The 20,252-nt window shown below is 72.0% G+C and carries 17 protein-coding genes; 8 read left to right on the top strand and 9 right to left on the bottom strand.

Translation table 11 applies throughout. The annotated features are described in order from the left end of the window. Positions 1-9: 9 nt before the first annotated feature. Complete coding sequence (locus tag ACZ4FV_RS02725) at positions 10-246, bottom strand: hypothetical protein (RefSeq protein WP_395874615.1); 237 nt, start codon at positions 244-246, stop codon at positions 10-12. A 203-nt stretch (positions 247-449) separates the two neighbouring features. On the opposite strand from ACZ4FV_RS02725, the gene ACZ4FV_RS02720 reads away from it, so the two are divergent. Continuing rightward, on the top strand, positions 450-833 hold the full coding sequence (locus tag ACZ4FV_RS02720) for a cold-shock protein (RefSeq protein WP_020556830.1): 384 nt from the start codon (positions 450-452) through the stop codon (positions 831-833). Between the two features lie 370 nt (positions 834-1,203). On the opposite strand, the gene ACZ4FV_RS02715 is transcribed toward ACZ4FV_RS02720, so the two are convergent. The 4 genes from ACZ4FV_RS02715 to ACZ4FV_RS02700 are packed head-to-tail and all read right to left on the bottom strand — an operon-like array spanning position 1,204 to position 4,740. Next, positions 1,204-2,040 carry a 1,4-dihydroxy-6-naphthoate synthase gene (locus tag ACZ4FV_RS02715; RefSeq protein ID WP_395874617.1) on the bottom strand — a complete coding sequence of 279 codons (837 nt, stop codon included), beginning with the start codon at positions 2,038-2,040 and terminating at the stop codon, positions 1,204-1,206. Then, on the bottom strand, positions 2,037-2,687 hold the full coding sequence (locus ACZ4FV_RS02710; protein WP_395874619.1) for a futalosine hydrolase: 651 nt from the start codon (positions 2,685-2,687) through the stop codon (positions 2,037-2,039). The genes ACZ4FV_RS02715 and ACZ4FV_RS02710 overlap by 4 nt, the downstream gene beginning before the upstream one ends. A gap of 3 nt (positions 2,688-2,690) precedes the next feature. Next, a complete protein-coding gene (locus ACZ4FV_RS02705; RefSeq protein WP_395874621.1) occupies positions 2,691-3,149 on the bottom strand; it encodes a DUF2771 domain-containing protein in 459 nt (152 codons plus the stop codon). Between the two features lie 10 nt (positions 3,150-3,159). Next, a complete protein-coding gene (locus ACZ4FV_RS02700) occupies positions 3,160-4,740 on the bottom strand; it encodes an MFS transporter (protein WP_395874623.1) in 1,581 nt (526 codons plus the stop codon). Positions 4,741-4,874: 134 nt separating this feature from the next. Here ACZ4FV_RS02700 and ACZ4FV_RS02695 point away from each other — a divergent pair, with 134 nt between their 5' ends. After that, the gene (locus ACZ4FV_RS02695) at positions 4,875-5,726 is read left to right on the top strand and encodes a DUF3027 domain-containing protein (protein ID WP_395874637.1); all 852 of its coding nucleotides are present in this window, start codon (positions 4,875-4,877) and stop codon (positions 5,724-5,726) included. A gap of 134 nt (positions 5,727-5,860) precedes the next feature. On the opposite strand, the gene ACZ4FV_RS02690 is transcribed toward ACZ4FV_RS02695, so the two are convergent. Continuing rightward, positions 5,861-6,118 carry a hypothetical protein gene (locus tag ACZ4FV_RS02690; protein ID WP_395874625.1) on the bottom strand — a complete coding sequence of 86 codons (258 nt, stop codon included), beginning with the start codon at positions 6,116-6,118 and terminating at the stop codon, positions 5,861-5,863. A 214-nt stretch (positions 6,119-6,332) separates the two neighbouring features. Between ACZ4FV_RS02690 and ACZ4FV_RS02685 the strand changes: the two genes are divergently transcribed. After that, on the top strand, positions 6,333-9,407 hold the full coding sequence (locus ACZ4FV_RS02685) for a sacsin N-terminal ATP-binding-like domain-containing protein (protein ID WP_402233802.1): 3,075 nt from the start codon (positions 6,333-6,335) through the stop codon (positions 9,405-9,407). Positions 9,408-9,497: 90 nt separating this feature from the next. Here ACZ4FV_RS02685 and ACZ4FV_RS02680 read toward each other — a convergent pair whose 3' ends face one another. Together ACZ4FV_RS02680 and ACZ4FV_RS02675 are read right to left on the bottom strand one after the other, a co-directional pair. After that, positions 9,498-11,828, bottom strand: a complete 2,331-nt coding sequence (locus tag ACZ4FV_RS02680; protein ID WP_402233803.1) for a cation-translocating P-type ATPase — start codon at positions 11,826-11,828, stop codon at positions 9,498-9,500. A gap of 170 nt (positions 11,829-11,998) precedes the next feature. Then, positions 11,999-13,060, bottom strand: a complete 1,062-nt coding sequence (locus ACZ4FV_RS02675) for a hypothetical protein (protein ID WP_465321662.1) — start codon at positions 13,058-13,060, stop codon at positions 11,999-12,001. Between the two features lie 176 nt (positions 13,061-13,236). On the opposite strand from ACZ4FV_RS02675, the gene ACZ4FV_RS02670 reads away from it, so the two are divergent. The 4 genes from ACZ4FV_RS02670 to ACZ4FV_RS02655 all read left to right on the top strand — a co-directional run bounded on the left by ACZ4FV_RS02670 (position 13,237) and on the right by ACZ4FV_RS02655 (position 18,069). Further along, a complete protein-coding gene (locus ACZ4FV_RS02670; protein ID WP_395874633.1) occupies positions 13,237-14,691 on the top strand; it encodes an NCS2 family permease in 1,455 nt (484 codons plus the stop codon). A 717-nt stretch (positions 14,692-15,408) separates the two neighbouring features. Then, the gene (locus ACZ4FV_RS02665; protein ID WP_395873381.1) at positions 15,409-15,810 is read left to right on the top strand and encodes a MarR family winged helix-turn-helix transcriptional regulator; all 402 of its coding nucleotides are present in this window, start codon (positions 15,409-15,411) and stop codon (positions 15,808-15,810) included. An 87-nt stretch (positions 15,811-15,897) separates the two neighbouring features. Beyond that, positions 15,898-17,202 carry an MFS transporter gene (locus ACZ4FV_RS02660; RefSeq protein ID WP_395873379.1) on the top strand — a complete coding sequence of 435 codons (1,305 nt, stop codon included), beginning with the start codon at positions 15,898-15,900 and terminating at the stop codon, positions 17,200-17,202. Between the two features lie 108 nt (positions 17,203-17,310). Next, on the top strand, positions 17,311-18,069 hold the full coding sequence (locus ACZ4FV_RS02655; RefSeq protein ID WP_395873378.1) for a maleylpyruvate isomerase family mycothiol-dependent enzyme: 759 nt from the start codon (positions 17,311-17,313) through the stop codon (positions 18,067-18,069). Positions 18,070-18,300: 231 nt separating this feature from the next. On the opposite strand, the gene ACZ4FV_RS02650 is transcribed toward ACZ4FV_RS02655, so the two are convergent. Beyond that, positions 18,301-19,038 (bottom strand): 3-keto-5-aminohexanoate cleavage protein, encoded by a 738-nt coding sequence (locus tag ACZ4FV_RS02650; RefSeq protein WP_395873377.1) that lies wholly within the window; start codon positions 19,036-19,038, stop codon positions 18,301-18,303. 155 nt (positions 19,039-19,193) lie between these two features. Between ACZ4FV_RS02650 and ACZ4FV_RS02645 the strand changes: the two genes are divergently transcribed. Beyond that, positions 19,194-20,249, top strand: a complete 1,056-nt coding sequence (locus ACZ4FV_RS02645) for a hypothetical protein (RefSeq protein WP_395873376.1) — start codon at positions 19,194-19,196, stop codon at positions 20,247-20,249. Positions 20,250-20,252 lie beyond the last annotated feature (3 nt).

Here is a 20,252-nt window from a genome sequence, read left to right as displayed (position 1 = left end):
GGACCGGCGTCAGAGGGTCTTGGGCACCGGTCGACGCCTGCTGCGGGCCGATTTGAACAGCCCAGCGCCGGCCAGCGCGAAGCCGACCGGCATCAGCGCGCTGACCAGGTAGACCGCCGTCGGCAGCGCGTCGGCGCCGATCAGCAGCGGCGTGACGGTGGCGAGCGTGGCGAGCGTTCCGATGGCGAAGAGCACCGCGCCGATGCGGACGAGCCGATCGCCGGGGCCTGCGGATGCGTTGTACACACGCCCAGGGTAGATGCCCCGTTCCGCCCCGGACGCGCCCGGGGCGGGATCCCCATGTCCGGCCGAGAACGCGACCATTAGCCTGGTCGAGTGAACGGGGTCACTACGCGTTCCTGCTCGGATTCGATGTGTGCGCCCCACCCAGCCTGGTAAATGCTCGTAAAAGTCCCGACGAAGCCGTCCCGACACGATCGAGGTCTCCCGTGCCCACCGGCAAGGTCAAGTGGTTCGACACCGAGAAGGGCTTCGGGTTTTTGTCCCGGGACGACGGGGGCGACGTGTTCGTGCACGCGTCGGCGCTGCCGCAGGGCCTGGACACGCTCAAGCCGGGCACCCGGGTCGAGTTCGGCATCGTCGAGGGGCGACGGGGCGAACAGGCCCTCTCGCTCCGCGTCCTGGACCCGCGCCCCTCCGTCGTCGCCGCGAGCCGCAAGAAGCCCGACGAGATGAGTTCGATCATCCAGGACCTGCTCAAGGTCCTCGAAGGCGTCGACAAGACGCTCGAGCGCGGGCGCTACCCCGACAAGCGCGCGACCACGAAGGTCGCCGAACTCCTGCGGGCGGTCGCCGACGAGTTGGACACGTGACGGGTTTCACCCGACGCGTTGTTGCGCGATGCGGCGGGTTGCTCGGTCTGGCCGCCTGAGCGGTGTCCTCAAGCGCCGGACGGGCTGAGTTGGTCCTCAGGCGCCGGACGGGCTGAGTGGGTTGTGTTTCCGTGTGGCGTTGGTCTTGCCGAGCCTGGGTTGTCCTCAGGCGCCGGACGGGCTGGGTGGGTTGGGTTCCCGTGTGGCGTTGGTGCCGCCGAGACCTGGGTTGTCCTCGAGCGCCCGACCGGCTGATGGGGTTGCGTACCCGGGCGCGGGTTGGTCTCGCCGAGGGCTGCGTTGTCATCGGGCGCCGGATGGGCTGGATTGTGCCGGGCGGGCTCGAGAGCCCGTCCGGTGCGGCCGGTGTCTAGGGGAATGCGAGGGCGCTTGCCGGGATGGCGGGGACCAGGTTTTCGGCGGCGGCGCGAGTGAGGAGGTGGGTGACCGCGGCGTGGCCGGCGTCGCCCAGGTCGCGGGTGAACTCGTTGACATACAGGGCGATGTGTTGGTCGGCGACCGCCGGGTCCATCTCCTGGGCGTGTTCCAGGACGTAGGCGCGCGACGCGGCCGGGTTTGCCCACGCGTGTTCGACCGAGGCGCGAGCCGCCGCGGCCAGCGCGGGCAGGTCCAGCGAGCGCTTGGCGATGATCGCGCCGAGCGGGATCGGCAGGCCGGTGTCCGACTCCCACCAGTCGCCCATGTCGGCCAGGCAGGTCAGGCCGTAGCGCGCGTAGGTGAAGCGCGCCTCGTGGATGACCAGGCCCGCGTCCACGACGCCGTCGCGCACCGCGGGCATGATCTCGGCGAACGGCAACACCCGGATCTCGCCGACCCCACCGGGCACGTTGCCCGCCGCCCACAGCCGGAACAGCAGGTAGGCGGTGGAGCGTTCGCTCGGTACCGCGACCACCTTGCCCGCCAGCGCCGCCGGCGTGCTCGCGCCCAGGCTCAGCACCAGCGGGCCGCAGCCCCGGCCGAGCGCGCCGCCGCAGGGCAGCAGCGCGTACTCGTCCAGGACCCACGGCAGCGCGGCGTAGGACACCTTGAGCAGGTCCAGTTCACCGCGCTCGGCCAGGCCGTTGGTGATGTCGATGTCGGCGTAGCGCACGTCCACGGGCGGCGCGTCCGGAAGCAGCCCGTGCGTCCACGCGTGGAAGACGAACGTGTCGTTCGGGCACGGCGAGTAGGCCAGCGACAGGGTCATGGCGTCGGGCTCCCTTCGAGCGCGGCGAAGGCCGCGGTGAGTGCGCGCAGCGCGTCGGGGATGCGCCACGCCGCGCGGTCGCGCGGACCCACGGCGTTGGAGACGGTGCGCAGTTCGAGCATCGGCACGGCGAACGCGGCGGCGGCGGTGGCCACTCCGAAGCCCTCCATGCCCTCGACCGCGGCACCCGGATGGCGCTCGGCCAGCTCGGCGGCACGCGCGGCGGTGCCGGTGACCGTGGACACGGTGAGCGCGGGTCCGGTGGCGAGCGGGATGTCGGCCACCCGCAACGCGTCGCCCACGCGGGCGAGAAGACCCGGGTCGGCCTCGAACGCGCTCGTCCCGAAGCCCAGTTCCTCGATCGGCACGAACCCGTCGGCGGTCTGCGCGCCCAGATCGGCCGCCACCACGCGGGTGGCCAGCACCGTCGAGCCGACCGGCGCGACACCCGCGAAGCCGCCCCCGATACCGGCGTTGATCACCAGGTCGTAGGAGCCGCGGGCGAGTGCCGCGGCGGTTCCGGCGGCCGAGGCGGCCGGACCCGCGCCGACGGCGAGCACGTCGGGACCGGGTATCCGCCACGAACGCGAACCGCCGAGCACGGCGTCGCGCTCGGCGGCCACCGCGGTGATCACCAGGATGGGCAAGGGCTACTTCTTCTCGACCTTGAAGGCCCAGATGCCGCGGTAACCCTGCTTGCCGTCCGGCTGCACGACCTGCACGATCAGCGGCTCGCTGTCCTTCTCCGGCGCGCCGTAGTTCAGCCGAAGGCCCGAGAAGTACGTGGACTTGATCGGGGTGGACGACTGCTGCTTGCCGTTCACCAGGAGCAGCCAACCGGCGTCGGCGATCTTCTGGTCCACGCCGACCGAGAAGGCGCCGCCCTCGGAGACCGAGATCTTCTTGACCTTGGTCTCGTTCAGGCAGCCCTCGACCTTCGTCTCCGCGAGCGTGCCGTTCTCCTTGTAGCACTCGGCCTCGGAGTGAACCGACGTGGTCCCGCTGACCAGGGTCACCAACGGGGTGGGCTTGTCGATGTTGCAACCCGTCAGGGCGAGCGCGCCCAGGACGGCGGCGCCGGCGAGCGCGGCAGGGCGGCGAGTCTTCATGATCGGAAGATTACCGGGCGGCCCGCAGCCGGATGCCGGGGGACCGCTTGCGACGCGCCCGGCGAGTCGTCAGTTTGCGGCCCACGACCACCAGCGCCAGCGTGAGCACGCCGGCCGCCACGCTCATCCCCAGCGTGCCGTTCAGGGGCAGCGCGATGCCGATGCCGCCGCCGATCACCCACGCCACCTGGAGAGCGGTCTCGGTCCGGGCGAAGGCCGACGTGCGCACCTCCTCGGGGATGTCGCGCTGGATCATCGCGTCCAGCGAGAGCTTGCCCAGTGCCTGCGCGAGACCGGCCACGGCCGCCACCGAGAGCACGGTGACCAGGCTGTACATCACCGCCGCCCAGGCCGCGCAGGACGCGGACATCAGCAGTACGCCGACGATGATCGCCTCCGGTGCACGGGACTTGAGCCAGGCCCCGAGCGCGGTGCCGACCGCGTTGCCGACGGCGGCGGCGACCACCACCGCGATGGTGGCCTGGGTCGCGGACAGGTCGGCCACCGGGTGCTGTCGCATCAGGAAGCCGAGGAACATGATCAGGAAGCCGGAGAAGCCGCGCATCGCCGCGTTCGCCCACAGTGCCTGGACCACGGACGGGCCCACGCTGCGCAGCCGTCGCGAGGTCTTGACCCGGACCGGCTTGCGGCCGCTCTCGCGCTCGCCGCGCACACCCGGCCCGCCCTCGACCGACCCCTCGAGCGACTCCTCGATCCCGGACTCGGGCACCGTCTCGGTCGTGCCCCCGTCCCGCCCCGCCCGCAACTTGGTCAGCGACACCTTGCGCTTGTGCTCGACGCCGGGCGCCTCGGCGGTGAAGGAGGCCCGGTCCTCGCCCTCGGCCGAGTCGACCTTGGCGGGCAGGGTGAGTGCCAGGATCGCGCCGAAGGTGAACACGACACACGCGCCGTACAGGATCCCGGGTGTGCCGAACGCGTACTTGAGGCCGCCCGCGACGGGTGCCGCGCCCATGGTGCCGATCAGGCCGAACATGGTGATCCGCGAGTTCGCCTTGACCAGCGAGACCGAACGCGGTTGCAGCCGGGGCACCACCGCGCTGCGGCTGACCCCGTACACCTTCGAGGAGACCAGGACGCCGAACGCGGCCGGATACAACTCGAGCCCACCGTTGTTCACCGAGCCGGCCATCAGCCAGCACAGCCCCACCCGGACCAGCATCGCCACCGCCATCGCGACGCGGCGACCGCGGCGCATCCGGTCCAGGATCGGACCCAGCACCGGGGCCAGCAGCGCGAACGGCGCGAGAGTGATCAGCAGGTACATCGCGACCCGGTCGCGCGCCTCGCCGGTGGGCACCGAGAAGAACACGGTCGTGGCCAGGGCCATGGTCACCAGCGCGTCGCCCGCGTTGTTGATCAGATGCAGCTCGATCAGCTTGGCGAGGCCGCTTTCACCGGCCCCCTTGGCCCGGGCCGCGCCGCGTAGTTTGCCGAAGCCGCCGGTGAAGAGTCCGCCGAACCAGCCCAGCGCGCGACGCGCCGGACCTCGGTTCTTGGCGTACGACCCACGGGTCGAGCCAGGCGCACGAATGGTGCGCCGTGATGCGGTGGTGGTCTTGGAGGCTGCCACGCCGGGATCCTGCCCTCGCTCCCTCGGTTGATGCGGTCGCGACACGCCAGGAAGGGCTCGCTCCGCGCGCCCGTTCGGGAATCGGACGTGTTTTGAGGGTATCGGCGGTGGAGACCTTCGACGCGTGAGAGAGAATCACTCTCGTGAGTGCCGCGACCCGTAGTCGAACCCCGGACCGCCTCTGCGCCGAGGCGGTTGATCTTGCCTTCGCTGCCGCCGAGGAAGCCGCAGGTCAGGACTCCGTCGGCGAGCATCTGGGTGTTCAGGTGGATGGTGATCGCCTGGTCACCCACCTGTTCGCGTGCCGCGAGTCCGCCTATCACGGCTGGCGCTGGGCGGTGACCGTTGCCCGTGCGCCCCGCGCCAAGCTGGTGACCGTGGACGAAACCGTCCTCGTCCCGGGACCCGAGGCGCTGCTCGCGCCTGCCTGGGTGCCGTGGAACGAGCGCCTTCGTCCCGGCGACCTCGGCGTGGGCGACCTGTTGCCCACCGACGCCGACGACCCCCGTCTCGAATTCGGTTACACCGGAGCGGACGAGACAGAGGAGGAATTGACCGAGCCGATCGCGCTCGGTCCCAAGGCGGTCGCGTACGAACTGGGACAAGGGCGCGTGCGCGTCCTGTCGCCGGTCGGCCGCGACCTGGCCGCAGACCGCTGGGACGAGCACTTCGGCCGAGCCACGCCGATGGCCCAGGCCGCCCCGGCGCACTGCACGAGTTGTGGATTCCTGGTCAAGGTCGGCGGCCCGCTCGGGCAGGCGTTCGGAGTGTGCGCCAACGAGTACTCGCCCGCCGACGGCCGGATGGTCTCGCTCGCCTACGGCTGCGGTGGTCATTCGGAAGCGGCGGTCATGCCCGCCGCGACGCCCGCCGCCGAACTGTCCCTGGACGAGTACCGGATCGAGACCGTGCGGATCCGCCCGGTCGAGAGCTCGGTGGACGAGGACACCTTGCAGCCCGGCGAGGACCAACTGGGCCACTCCTGATCGATCACGCACACGTGCCCACGACGTCGGGCGACACGCCCGACTTCGTCGACCCGTCCGAATCACCCGACCCGCCCGACCGGCCGAAGCCGCCACCGATCCGGTGGCGGCTTCGGGTCGTTTCGGGTCCGGGTCTAGCGTGCCTGGCCCCGGAAGCCGACCGGGCCCTCGCCCGGGAACTGCGCGGAGCCCTGGAAACGCGCGCCGTCGTCGAAGAAGGTGATGGTCGCGTTGCCCTGCGGGCCGGACCAGGAGAGCTGGGTGCCCGTCGCGGGGCGGGCCTTGTCCGGCACCACGGCGTTGCGACTCTGCACGACGATCGCGAGGTCCGCGTCGTCGTGCCAGGCCGCGTCCGCGCCGCCCCATTGGATCTGTGTGCGGTAGGTAGCCACGTTTCTCCCCTTCCGTAGCCGAGTGGGGTTTCCCCACCCGTTGTGTCTACATCCGAACGCTCCGCTCTCGCCAGGGGGTTTGCGGCCGGTCGAATGTGTGGATTTTGTGTGACTTGATCCACCGCCGTCCGCACCGTGGGATCGCCGGGAAGCCGCGTGCCCGGAAACGCAATAGGGTTCCGGCCACATCCGCGAACGAGGGACGGCGCACGGCATGGGCATCGAGGACCGCTTTGGCACCGCTTCGCTTCGGCGAGCCGTACTGGACGCGTGGGTCGCGTCGCCCGCGCGTTTTCGGGAGGACGCGAACGCCGAGGAGGAACTCGCCCTCGGCGGCTATCGCGACCGCCTGGTGGTCGAACTGGCGCAGAACGCCGCCGACGCCGCGGCTCGGGCGAACGTGCCGGGGCGGCTGCGGCTGACCCTGCGCGACGGCGTCCTGGTCGCGGCCAACACCGGCGATCCGCTGCACGCGCAGGGGGTCGAGGCGCTGTCCACACTGCGCGCCTCGGCCAAGCGCGACGACGGACCCGAGGCGGTCGGCCGGTTCGGCGTCGGCTTCGCCGCGGTGCTCGCGGTCAGCGACGAGCCGTGCGTGCTCTCGCGCACCGGCGGCGTGCGCTGGTCCCTGCAGGAGGCCCGCGACCTGGTCGCCGAACGGGCCCGGGCCAACGCCGGATTGACCGACGAACTGGCCCGCCGCGACGGTGGCGTGCCGGTCCTGCGGCTGCCGATGCCGGCCGAGGGCACCCCGCCCGAGGGCTACGACACCTGCGTCGTACTGCCGCTGCGCGACGGCGCCGCGGTGGACCTGACCGCGCGGCTGCTCGCCGAGATCGACGACGCGCTGTTGCTGACGCTGCGCCGCATCGGCGAGATCGTGATCGAGACCCCGGACGGCGTGCGCACGCTGACCAGCCGCGCCGACGGCGGCGCGCTCGTGGTCGGCGACGACGGGGTGGAGACCCGCTGGCGGGTCGCCGAGGACGGCGGCGCGCTCGAACCCGAACTGCTCGCCGACCGGCCCACCGAGGAGCGCCGCCGGGCCGCGTGGTCGGTGCTGTGGGCCGTGCCGCTGGACGCCGCCGATCAGCCGCGCCGACCGGGCGTGCGCCCCGTGGTGCACGCCCCCACGCCCACGGACGAGCCGCTGGGGCTGCCCGCGCTGCTCGTCGCGTCCTTCCCGCTGGACCCGACCCGCCGGCACACCGCGCCCGGCCCGCTGCGCGACTTCCTGATCGAGCGGGCCGCGGAGACCTACGCCACCCTGCTGGGCACCTGGCCGACCTCCACCACCGGCATCCTGAGCCTGGTGCCCGGGCCGACCGCCGAGGGCGAACTGGACGGGCTGCTGCGGCACCGGGTGTTGACCCGGCTCGCCGACACCGCGTTCCTGCCCGCCGCCGCGCCCGCCTCCGAGGCCGAGCCGGACGACCCGGACGCGCTGCTGCTCGACCGCGGCACCGCCGCGCGCGACCGCGACCTGCTGCGCCCACGCGACGCGGTGCTGATCGAGACCGCCGGCCCGGGCCTGGTCGACGCGCTGGCGCCGGTGGTGGCCGGGTTGCTGCCCGCGGGTCTGGACCGCAGCGCGGCGCTGCGGGTGCTGGGGGTGCGCCGGTTGCCGCTGGCCGAGGTGGTCGACCAGTTGGCCGGCATGGACCGGGAGCCGGCCTGGTGGCGCGACCTCTACGACGCGTTCGACCCGGCCGCACGGGACGCGCTGGGCGCGCTGCCGGTGCCGCTCGCGGACGGGCGGGTGGTGCGCGGGCCGCGCGGGATCCTGCTGCCCTGCCCGGACAGCCCGGACCTGGCCGCGTTGGACGTGCTCCGGCTGCGGGTCGCGCACCCCGAGGCGACCCACCCGCTGCTGGAGCGACTCGGCGCGATCCGGGCCACCCCGCGCGCGGTGCTCGCCGACCCCGCGGTGCGCGCGGCGGTGACCGAGAGCGAGGACGGCGACGACATCGCCGACGCGATCCTGGAACTGGTCCGGGCCGCCCGGATCGGCCCCGGCGACGAACCGTGGTTGTCCGCGCTGCTGTTGCCGGACGTGGACGGCGACGCGGTCCCGGCCGGCGAACTGATGTTGCCCGGCAGCCGGATCGCCGCGGTGGTCGAGCCGGACGCGCTCGGCATCGTCTACCCGGACCTGGTCGAGCGCTGGGGCGAGGACGTGCTGGAGGCGGTCGGCGTGCTCGGCACGTTCGGCCTGGTCCAGGAGGACGACGTGGTGCTCGACCACGACGGCTGCGACCACGACCTGGACGCCGAGGACGACTGGCTCGACGACGTGCTCGACCACATGCCGGACCAGGGGGTGCCGCCGGTGCTGGCGTCCTTCGTCGCGGTGCGCGATCTGGACCTGGTCGCCGACGACGCGTGGGACGAGGCGCTGGAGGTGATCGCCACGCCGCCGCTGCGCACCGCGGTGACGGAGCCGGCGCACGTGCTGTTGCCGGACGGCGGTACGGCCCGGGTGCCCTCGTACACGGCGTGGTGGCTGCGCGGGCATCCGGTGCTGGACGGCCGGCGTCCGGCGGGTCTGCTCGCTGCCGACGGGGATCGGCTGCTGCACGGGCTCTACGACGAGGTCCGGGCGAGCCTGGACCCGGTCTTCCTGACCGCCCTGGGGGTGCGTACGACGCTTGTGGCGCTGCTGACCGACCCGGACGGCCCGGACGAACTCCTGGAGCGCCTGGCGGACCCGGAGCGGCCCGTGACCCGCGATCAGCTTCGCGCGCTGTACACCGCGCTCGCCGACGTCGCGCCGGAGCGGCTGTCCGCGCCGACCGAGCTGCGCGGCGTCTCGGGCGGCCGGATGACCGTCGCCGACGTGGCGGACGCACTGGTGGGCGACGCGCCGGACCTGGCGGCGCTGGTCGCCGACGACGCCACGCACGTGGTGCTCCCGGTCCGCCCGGACCGCGCGGAGGCGCTGGCCGACCTGCTCGACGTACCGCTGCTGTCCGAGACGATCCCGGGCAAGGTGCTCTCCGAGGGCACCCGGCACGAGGTGCCCGACGATGTGCTGGCCGCGATGCCGGACGCGCCCAAGGAGTACTTCGAGCACGAGGAACTGGTCGTCTCCGGCCCGAACGAGAGCGAACTCGACGCGGACTGGCGCTACGTCGACGGTCAGGTGCACGCCACCACGTTCGAGGGTGTCGCCCGCGGCCTGGCCTGGGCGGCGGGGGAGTGGCACCGCCGCTTCGAGGTGGAACAACTGCTCACCCACCCGGAGAACGCCGCGCACTTCGCCACGGAACGCGACTTCGACGGGGTGTGAGGGCGACCCGACCATTCCGGGACGCCCGGCCTCACCGCCGGGCGGCCCGGAGCGTTTCCTCGATCGCCCGACGGCGGCTCGCGGACACGCCTAGGCATGTTGGCGCCGCACCCAGCCGGAGACGCGCCAGCCCAGTTCGAGCAGGGCCGCGCCGATCAGCGCGATGCCCACCGCCGTGCCGTTGTTGCCCTGGTCCTGCGGATACAGCGCGAAGAAGTCGGCCACGAACGGGACGTAGAGCGCGATCAGGAAGGCCGCCCCCATCGCCGCGATCAGCGCGATCCGCCACCACGTGTACGGGCGGGCGACGATCGCCAGGATCCAGATCGCGACCAGGAACAGGGTGATCACCGCGCTGGTGCGGTCCTGGTCGAGACTCGAGCCGTGGTTGAGGCGGGCCAGCCAGTAGGTCAGGAACGTGGCCGCCGCGGCGACCACGCCGCCGGGGATCGCGAAGCGCAACACGCGCGGCACGAAGCCCGGTCGGGCCCGCTCGGCGTTCGGGGCCAGGGCGAGGAAGAAGGCCGGTACGCCGATGGTGAGCGAGCCGATCAGGGTCAGATGGCGGGGCAGGAACGGGAAGACCACGCTCGCGACGCCGGTGAGCAGGGACAGCAGCAGCGCGTACACGGTCTTGACCAGGAACAGGTTCGCGACCCGCTCGATGTTGCCGATCACCCGGCGGCCCTCGGCCACCACCGAGGGCAGTGTGGCGAAGCTGTTGTCCAGGAGCACGATCTGCGCGACCGCGCGGCTCGCGCCACTGCCCGCGCCCATCGCGACGCCGATGTCGGCGTCCTTGAGCGCGAGCACGTCGTTGACGCCGTCGCCGGTCATCGCGACCGTGTGACCGCGCGCCTGGAGGGCCGCGACCATCGCCCGCTTCTGCTGCGGGGTGACCCGGCCGAACACGGTGTTGTCCTCGAGTGCCTGCCCGAGTTCGGCCCGGTCCTCGGGCAATCGGCGGGCGTCCACCGCGTGTTCGGCGCCCGCGAGGCCCAACTCGGCGGCCACCGCGCCGACCGAGAGCGCGTTGTCGCCGGAGATCACCTTGGTCGCCACGTCCTGACCCGCGAAGTAGCGCAGCGTCGCGGCGGCGTCCGAGCGCAGCCGCTGCCGCAGCACTACCAGCGCGGCGGGCCGAGCCCGGCCGCCGGCCTCGTCGGACAAGGCGTCCGCGGTTGCCAGCAGGAGCACCCGCAGCCCCCGCGCGCCCAGTTCGTCCACCTGTACGAGCACCGGGTGGCCCTCGGCAAGCAGTACGTCGGGCGCGCCGAGCAGCCACGTGCCGTGGTCCGCGAAGCTCGCGCCGCTCCACTTGCGGGCCGAGGAGAACGCGGCGACGTCGGTGACCGGCCAATCCGGCGGCGCGGGGTAGGCGTCCACGATCGCCTGGAGACTCGCGTTCGGCCGCGGATCGGAGCCGCCCAGCGCCCCCAGGGCCGCGTCGATCGGGAGCGTGTCGTCGAGCGGGCGGACCTCGGCCACGTCCATCCCGCCCTCGGTGAGCGTTCCGGTCTTGTCCAGGCAGACCACGTCGACCCGGGCCAGACCCTCGATCGCGGGCAACTCCTGGACCAGGCACTGCTTGCGCCCCAGACGCACCACACCGACCGCGAACGCGACCGAGGTGAGCAGCATCAGGCCCTCGGGGACCATGGTGACCAGGCCCGCGACCATGCCGCGCAGCGCGTTGGGCAGGCCGTCGTCGGTGCGCAACTGGCTGATGATCAGCAGGATGCCCACCGGGATCATCAACCAGGTCACGTAGGTGAGGATCCGGTCCAGCCCGCGGCGCAACTCCGAGTCGACCAGGGTGAACCGCCCGGCCTCCTCGGCGAGCCGGGCCGCGTACGCGTCGCGGCCGACCTTGCCGGCCCGGAAGGCGCCGTTGCCGGCGGCCACGAAGCTGCCCGACATCACCTGGTCGCCGACCTTCTTGTGGACCGGGTCGGTCTCGCCGGTGAGCAGCGACTCGTCGAGTTCGAGCGCGTCCGCCTCGACCACCACGCCGTCCACCAGGACCTGTTCGCCCGCGCCCAGTTCGCACACGTCGTCCAGGACCAGTTCGCGTGCCGACAGTTCGGCGGTGTGCCCGTCCCGGCGTACGCGCGGCTTGGCCTCGCCGACCACGGCCAGGGCGTCCAGGGTGCGCTTGGCGCGCAGTTCCTGGATGATCCCGATCGCCGTGTTGGCGACGATGACCAGGCCGAACAGGCCGTCCTGGATCGGGCCGACGATCAGGATCACCACGAACAGGGTGCCGATGATCGCGTTGAACCTGGTGAGGACGTTGCCCCGGACGATCGCCGAGGCGCTGCGGCTCGACCGGGTCGGGACGTCGTTGACGCGGCCGTCCGCGACGCGTTCGGCGACCTCGGCGGTGGTCAGCCCGGGGAGGACGGCGGGGGCTTCGATCATGTACCGACGTTACGTTGGTGAATGTCGGATTCTGTGGCTATTCGTGCCGTGGTCGGCGTTCCGAGGTTGTTCGATTTGCTTTGTTGGCTCTGTGACTATCCGTCTTTTCGTGAGAGTGGACGGCGCCGAGTGGTCGCCGGGCTCCGGGTGGGGCCGGGGCGGCGTCCGGCTCAGTCCTCGCGCGCGCTCTGCAGTCGACGGCAGTACCAGAGTCCGAACAGGCCCAGGCCCGAGCCGGCCAGCGCGCACCACGGCCACCAGCCCCGGCCGTCGTCCTCGAGCGTGTCGCGCATCAGCCACGCGGCCACGAACAGCGCGAACCAGATCAGGCTGCCGACGCCGACGAGCTTGATGATGTCGCCCTCGTGTGGAGGCGGCGGAGGGCGCATGCCGGTGTCCGGGTCGGGGGCCTCGGCCGCGCGCGGCCCGGCCGACGCCTCGGATGCCTCGGATGCCTTCGGCTCGTCTGCTTTCGGCCGGCCGGCGGTCGCGGCGGACCCGGTGGTCCGGCCGTCCGGCAGGGCCGGACCGAGGGCAGGGTCCAGGGCCGGGTCGTAGGCGCTCGCGCCGCGGTTCGGGTCGGGGGAGTACGGGTCGGGCTCGCTCGGCGGGGACACCGCCGCGTGGCCACCGGAGTCGCCCGAGGGGGATACCGCCGCGTAGCCGCCGGACTCGTGCTCGGCCGGCGGGTGACTCACCTGCGGGTAGGTCTCGGCTCCGTAGGCGGTGTATTCGCCGCTGCCGTGCGCGTCGTGGGCGGTGTATTCGCCGCTGCTGTGAGAGCTCGTGCCCGGGCCGTAGGCCGCGTATTCGCCGCTGCCGTGGGCTGCCGGGTTGGGGTCGTATGCCTGGTATTCGCCGCTGCCGTGCGCGTCGGCGTTCGCGTCGTAGGCGGTGTATTCGCCGCTGCCGTGCGCGTCGTGGGCGGTGTATTCGCCGCTGCTGTGAGGGCTCGTGCCCGGGCCGTAGGCCGCGTATTCGCCGCTGCCGTGGGCTGCCGGGTTGGGGTCGTATGCCTGGTATTCGCCGCTGCCGTGCGCGCTCGGGCTCGGGCCGTAGGCGGTGTATTCGCCGCTGCCGTGCGCGTCGTGGGCGGTGTATTCGCCGCTGCCGTGAGAGCCCGCGTCGTACGCGTCCTGGACGGGACCCGAGGCCGCGTTCGGGCGGGTCGCGCCCGTATCGTCCGGATCCGGCGAGGTGCGCCGTCGTTTCCCGCTCCCGTGCCTGCTCACGAAACCTAGGCTACTTGGCCGCCCACATCGGCCCCGCGCGCGTCCCGACGAACAAGCGGAGGGACCGGTTCCCTTTTTTGCTGTGGTGTCTGGCACCCTTTTCAGGTCTCCCGGTACCGGTCCCAACGTGCCGTGTGCGTGTCTTGACTCCCCGTTCCCACGCTCCGAGGATCCGCATGTCCCCCCAGGCCGCCACCGCGACCGATTCGCAGGCCCCCAACAAGCCGAGGAGCGGCCTCGACCGCTTCTTCAAGATCTCCGAGCGCGGCTCGTCGCCGCTGCGCGAGATACGCGGCGGGCTCGCCACGTTCTTCGCGATGGCCTACATCGTCGTGTTGAACCCGATCATCCTCGGCTCCGCGCACGACAAGTACGACCAGCAGCTCTCCCAGCCGCAACTGGTCACAGCGACCGTTCTGGTCGCCGCCGTGATGACCATCCTGATGGGCCTGATCGGCAACATGCCGCTCGCGCTGGCCGCCGGACTGGGCATCAACGCGATGGTCGCGTTCCAGATCGCGCCGCAGACCACTTGGGACGAGGCGATGGGCCTGGTCGTCCTGGAGGGCATCGGCCTGTTGATCCTGGCCGCCACCGGGCTGCGCGAGGCGATCATGAACGCCATCCCGCTGGTGCTCAAGCAGGCGATCGGGGTCGGCATCGGCCTGTTCGTGACCCTGGTCGGCCTGGTCAGCGCGGGCGTGGTGACCAGGGTGCCGGACAAGGTGAACTCCACCGTGCCGGTCGCGCTGGGCAGCGGCGGCACGCTGCAGGGTTGGCCGGCCGTGGTCTTCTGCTTCGGCCTGGTGCTCACGTTCGTGCTCGTGGTGCGCAAGGTGCCGGGCGCGATCCTGATCGGCATGGTCGCCTCGACCGTGCTCGCGGTGATCGTGCACCAGGCGGCCGGCCTGGACAAGGCGGCCTGGGGGCTGACCGCGCCCGAGGCGGACGGCGTCGTGGACACGCCCGACTTCGGGCTGATCGGCAACGTGGACCTGTTCGGCGCGTTCGGCCGGGTCGGCTTCATCACCGCGTCGCTGCTGATCTTCACGCTGCTGCTGTCGAACTTCTTCGACGGCATGGGCACCATCATCGGGGTCAGCCGCGAGGCCGGACTGCTCGACAAGCAGGGCAAGGTGCCGAACCTGGGCCGCATCCTCACCGTCGAGTCGGTCGGTGCGATCGCCGGCGGCGGCGCCTCGGCGTCCTCCAACACGGTCTTCGTCGAATCCTCGGCGGGTGTCGGCGAAGGTGCCCGGACCGGCCTCGCCAACCTGGTCACCGGCGGCCTGTTCGCGCTCGCGCTGTTGTTCACGCCGTTGGCGAAGCTGGTGCCCGCGCAGGCCGCCACCCCGGCGCTGGTCGTGGTCGGCGCGCTGATGATGACGCAGATCAGGCACATCGAGTGGGACGACATGACGGTCGCCGCCCCGGCGTTCGTGACCATCGCGCTGATGCCCTTCACGTACAGCATCACCACCGGGATCGGCGCGGGCTTCATCCTGTACGTCGTGCTGCGCAGCGCGGTCGGCAAGGCTCGGGAGATCCCGGTGTTGTTGTGGATCGTGTCGGCTTTGTTTGTGGTGCATTTCGCGATCGATCCGATTGAGCAGGTGTTGGGGGTGAAGTAGGGGGGCGTGGGGCGGGTGGGGGTGCGGGGTGGGTGTGGGGGCGTGTGGGTGGGGCGGTGGGGAGACGGGTCGGGGGCCTGAGGCGTGGGGGGCGATGGGCCGGGGGCCGAGTCGTGGAGACAGGGGGGCGGTGGGCGGGAGTCGTGGGGGCGGCGGGGCGGTGGGCCGGGGTCGTCGGGGCGGCGTTGCTGTTTGTTGGGCGACTTCGTCGCCGGCTCGCGAGGCACCGCTTTTTCTTTCCCCCGCTTCGCTCCTCCAAGAAAAAGCGGCGCCTCGCTCGGGGCTTCGTGTCCCTCCGCTTCGCTCCGGGTCACGAAGCCCAAGCTTGCGGCTCCGCCGCTCTCCGCGCTTCGCGCGTCGATCAGTGGGGGTGGGCCGGGTCGGGGGCGCTGACGCGCCGGGGGTTGGGCGGGGCGGGTGGGGTGGTTGTGGGGGTCAGGGGTGGCGGGGCCAGGTAGGAGTCGCTGGAGGTGGCCAGGGGTTGGGCGGTTCGGGGGAGGAAGGCGACCGGGGCGGCGATGTCGGCGGCGGACCGCCGACGTGGACCGGGGGTGCCGTCGGGGGTGTGGATCTCCGTCGGGCTCAGGAGGGGGAAGGTCGCCGGTGGAAACTTGCCCGCGTCCCGGGAATATCCCTGGGACGTAAACCATTGGAAGTTAGCGAGAGTAAAGAGTTAAGCTAAGAAACGTGTCCCCGTCCGAACCCGACCGTGCCACGGTGGCAGCCCTCCGTGCCTCGGTGCTGAAGCTCTCCCGTCGCCTGCGCAACCAGCGGGCCGACGAGACCCTGAGTCCCACCCAACTCTCGGTGTTGACCGTGCTCGTCGTGCGCGGCGCCATGACTCCGGGCGAACTGGCCCGGCAGGAAAAGGTGCAGCCGCCGTCGATGACGCGGGTGATCGCCGGCCTGGAGGAGCGCGGCCTGGTGCGGCGTGAGCCGCACGCCGACGACCGCAGGCAGGTCGTGGTCTCCGCGACCGAGCCCGCCGCCGCCGTGGTGGAGGAGAACCGCAGGCTGGGCAACGCCTGGCTGGCGGAACACCTGGCCCGGCTCACGCCCGAGGAGAACGAGGCGTTGCGCGCGGCCCTGCCGGTGCTGGAGAAGCTGGCGCAGGCCTAGGGCCTGCTCAGGCGCCCCGCGTCGCGGTTCGGTTCAGGGACGGATGTTCATCCGGCCTCGGCCGAACGTACGACGAAAGGGGAGCCCGTGGCGGCGACAGCCGGCACCTTCTCATCACTACGAAACCGCAACTTCCGGCTGTTCGCCGCCGGCCAGACCGTGTCGAACACGGGCACCTGGATGCAACGCATCGCGCAGGACTGGCTGGTGCTCAAGCTCACCGGCAGCGCGACCGCGCTGGGTGTGACCACCGGGCTGCAATTCCTGCCCATGCTGCTGTTCGGCCTGTGGGGCGGCGTGATCGCCGACCGCTACCGCAAGCGCCTGTTGTTGATCGGTACGCAGACCGTGATGGGTCTGCTCGCCGCCGTGATGGCGGTCCTGGTGTTGAGCGACGCCGTCCAGGTGTGGCACGTGTGGTTGCTCGCGTTCGGTCTCGGCATGGCCACCGCGGTGGACAACCCCGCGCGCCAGGCGTTCGTGATCGAGATGGTCGGTCGCAAGGACCTGGCCAACGCGGTCAGCCTGAACTCGGCCAACTTCCAGCTCGCCCGGATCGTCGGCCCCGCCGTCGGCGGTCTGCTGATCACCGCGATCGGCACCGGGTGGGTTTTCGCGGTCAACGCGGTGTCCTACATCGCGGTGCTGCTCGGCCTGTTGGCCATGCGCGAGTCCGAGCTGCGCACGATGCCGGTGGTGTCGCGCGAGAAGGGCCAGCTCCGCGAGGGGCTGCGCTATGTGCGCGGCCGTCCGGACCTGCTGGTGGCGATCGCGCTGGTGGGCTTCATCGGCACCTTCGGCTACAACTTCGCGGTCACCCTCGCGGCCTTCTCCAACGACGTCTTCCACGCCGGACCCGGCTCGTTCGGGCTGCTGAACACGGTGTTCGCGGTCGGCTCGCTGGCGGGCGCGCTGTTCGCCGCCAAGCGCGGCCGGACCCGGTTGCGGGTCCTGGTCGGCGCCGCGATCGCGTTCGGCCTGCTGGAGACGATCGCCGCGCTGATGCCCGGCTACTGGAGCTTCGCGCTGCTCCTGGTGCCGATCGGGATCGCCGGACTGACCTTCAACACGGCGGCCAACTCGACCGTGCAACTGGGCAGCGACCCGGCGATGCGTGGTCGGGTGATGGGCATCTACATGCTCGTGTTCATGGGCGGCACCCCGCTGGGCGGCCCGCTGACGGGTTGGCTGGCGGAGAGTTTCGGACCGCGTACCGGGTTGCTCGTGGGCGGCCTGATCTCGCTGGCCGCGGCGCTCGTGGTCGGCGCGCTGCTCGCCCGGCACGCCGGGATCCGGCTGCGGCCGAGCACGGTGGTGCGCGCCATGAGGCCGGCGGCGCCGGCAGCCACGGCGACACGGTCGGAGTTCGGTAATCCCGTGGTCAAGATCTGACACAGCGTCAGCACAGGTGTGCGATACACCTTTTCTTGACGAGGGATTCACGCCCTGGGGTGACCCAGGCCATCGACACGTCACCCGGAACGCTGGAATCCTTGAACGATGGACTACGTGCGGTTCCAGCACCTGTTCCAGGCGGAGGGTCTCCGCTTGGGCCAGGCGGCCGTCACGGACATGGACGCGCCGGTACCGTCCTGTCCCGGTTGGACGGTCGCCGACGTCGTGCGACATTCCGTGCTCATGTACAACAGCGCCACCGGGCAACTGCGCCCGGAGCGTCGCCCGGTCGCGGGCGGCGCGAACAAGGGGGAACTGCTCGACACCTACACCCGGGCGCACGCGGCGCTCGTGACCGAGATGGCCCGGCGGGACCCGCTCGACCCGATCGAGGGGGAGGACCTCGAACCCGGCGTCGCGGAGGGCGTGGAGAGCGGGGGACCCGACCCGGGCACCGCCGGCTTCCTGATCCGCCGGATGGCGCGCGAGGCCGCCGTGCATCGCGCCGACATCGAGATGGCCGTCGGCACCCCGGGACCGCTGGACGCCCAGCAGGCCCTGGACGGCATCGACGAAGTGCTGGGGGTCCTGCTCCCGGCGCACTACGACGGCCGCGCCAAGGACGGCGCGAGCGGGCGCACGATCGGCGTGCACAGCAACCGGCACCACTGGCGGCTGACCATGCAGCGCTCCGGCGTGAGCATGTCCCGCGACCAGGGGTTCACGGACGCGGCGGTCACCGGCGAGCCCGCCGAACTGCTCCTCTACCTGTGGGGCCGCAGGCCCGGCTCGGTCGTCTCGCAGACCGGCGACCGCACCGTGTTGACCGCCTTCCGCCGCCGTCTGGCGGCCTCGATGGTCTGACCCGCGAGCGCGGGCGCCCGACCGGAATTCGGTCGCGCGCCCGCGCCGCGTAGGCTCTGGGGCGTGAATCCCCGCACCAGAACCCGCGTCGTCACGGCCACCCTGGCCCTCCTGCTCATCGCCGTGATCATCGGCGCGCTCATGCGCTGACGCGTCCGCGCCCCTGCGCCGACGTGCCGACCGCGGGTGCGGGCGACAACGTCGGAGCCGGGCCGGCCCCGAGACCGCGGATCAGTGCGGGTTGCCCGCCGCGCGGACCCGATCGGCGGCGATCCGGACCAGCGTCGCGTTGCCCGGGACCCGGCGGCCCTCCGGGTCCAGCAGGGTGTCCTCCAGCCCGATCCGGGTGTCGAGGCCGGCCGCGATCGCGGCGTCCAGGACCGGCCACGCGGACTCGTCCGCGCCGTGCAACAGGCGCGGCACGCCGATGTCGTGCCGGTCCAGGACGGTCAGGATGCGTCCCGCCTCGTCCAGCGCGTCCACCGGATCGGCGCGTTCGACCTCGACCAGGATCCGGGTGCACACCGCGGCCAGATCCTGCTCCACCAGCAGCTCCGCGTCGGCCTCGGTCCACACCCCCGCCTCGACCCCCACACCCAAGTGCGCGAGCGCGTGGGCGAGTTCGACCGAGCCCGGCTCGGACAGGTTGACCGAGGCCAGGTCGGGCAACACCCGCCAGGCCCGCACCGCGGCCAGCCGGGCGTCCGGGCCCGCCTCGATCCACGCGCCCGTGCTCACACCGATCGGCACGCCCGGGGCCGCGCCCCGGATGGCCCGGAGCACCGCCGCGATCACGTCCGGCGCCAGGCTCTCCCGACCGTCGCGCCCGCGCGGGTGCACATGCACGATGGACGCGCCCGAGGCCACCGCGGCTCGACTGTCCGCGGCGATCTGCGCCGGTGTCAGCGGAAGCGCCGGGTGCTCCTCGGGGCGCCGTGTGCCGTTCAGACATGCCTTGACAAGTGTCATGGAAGACTCCGGATGCCGACGCCCACGAAGCTCCCATCCCATCCCCGACACACGGCAAACCGCAATGGCTTCAGCCGAGCCGTCGCAAAGTGGTCCCCGACCCGACGGGGACCGGGGCCGGGCCGGCAGGCTGGACCCATGACAGGACGGGACGGGTGAAGCGCGTGGGAAAGCGCCGGATGCGCGGCCTCGGCGCCCTGACGGCGGCCGTTGCCCTGGCGGTGGCGGTACCGGCGTCGGCGGCGGCCGATTCGGACGTGTTGTTGACCATCAAGGACGAGCGGATCACCGAGTCCAGCGGCCTGGTGGCCAGCGCGCAACACCCGGACGTCTACTGGACGCACAACGACAGCTCCGACGCGCCCAGGATCTACGCGATAGGCAAGGACGGCGCCACCAAGGCGACCATCACGCTGTCCGGTGTGGACGCGCGGGACTGGGAGGCGATCACGGTCGGCAAGGACGACGCGGGCAAGCCCGCGCTGTTCGTCGGCGACATCGGCGACAACCTGCACGGCAAGTGGCCCGAGGTGTGGATCTACCGCTTCGCCGAGCCCGCGACGCTGGCCGACGCGACGGTCAAGCCGACCAAATTCCGGGTCAAGTACGACAACGGCCCGCGCGACGCCGAGGCGCTGCTGCTGGACCCGCGCACGAACAAGCTCTACATCGCGAGCAAGGAGGCCGAGGGCGGCCTGTACGAGCAGCCCGAGCAGCTCTCCGCGACCGGGATCAACACCTTCAAGCGGATCTCCGCCGGAGGCTCGACGGTGACCGACGGCGCGTTCGCGCCGGACGGGTCGCGGTTCGTGTTGCGCGGCTACTTCTCCGCCACCGTGTTCGCCGCGCCGGGCAAGGAGTTGGCCGGGGTCTCCGTGCCGATCCAGCGCCAGGGCGAGTCGGTCGCGTGGAGCCGGGACGGCAAGGAGTTGCTGTTCGGCAGCGAGGGCAAGGGCAGCCAGGTGCGCCGGGTCGAGCTCAAGGGCGACAACCGGCCGGATTCGGTGCGCGCCGGATCCGGTGCCAAGCCCGGAGCAGAGTCGGCCGGCGGCACCGCCTCCAGCGACGCGAGCACGGCCGCCGGCGACGAGAGCGACGGCGATTCCGGGATGGACAAGGCCAAGACGTACGGCCCGGGTGTGCTGGCCGTGGTCGGCCTGGTGGTGCTGTTCTTCGCGTATCGCCGCCTCGGCGGCCGGAACCGGGCCTGATCG

This window comes from Embleya sp. NPDC025285, from assembly GCF_055558835.1.
Note: the sequence above shows the minus strand (reverse complement) of the source record. Positions and strands in the feature narration are given on the sequence as shown.